We start from the raw sequence: 415 nt of genomic DNA on the forward strand, positions 1-415 counted from the left end.
GATCGCCACCGCGCCAGCCACCGACACATGCTCCCGCCAGGGACTGCGTGCGGTCTCCGACACCGCCAAGGCCATGGCCGCGATCCGCGAGCGGGCCGAGCCGGTGACCGGCAACATTGTCAGCGTGGCGGATAAGCCCCAGACGATCGGCGACATCATCGAGACGGTCAACGACAACTCGGAGCGCACGCATCTCCTCGCCCTCACCGCCGCGTTCGAGGCGGCCGCGGCCGGCGAGAGCGGGCGCAGCTTCGCGGTGGTCGCCTCCGAGATGAAGCTGTTGGCCGATCAGGCCAAGGCGGCGCGCTTCACCGCCTCCTCGGTGAGCATCACCGAGGTGTTGATGCCCCGCTGGATCTCCCCCAGGATCCCGCGGACCTGCCCGGTCGCCGCCTTGGCCTGATCGGCCAACAGC

General features: G+C 70.1%; 1 protein-coding gene. It reads left to right on the forward strand.

The genetic code is table 11. The annotated features are described in order from the left end of the window. A partial coding sequence (locus MKK63_RS32275) for a methyl-accepting chemotaxis protein (protein ID WP_409564545.1) occupies window positions 1-403 on the forward strand: 403 nt, incomplete at its 5' end. Window positions 404-415: the final 12 nt, after the last annotated feature.

This window comes from Methylobacterium sp. J-088 (genome assembly GCF_022829295.1).
Classification (GTDB): Bacteria; Pseudomonadota; Alphaproteobacteria; order Rhizobiales; family Beijerinckiaceae; genus Methylobacterium.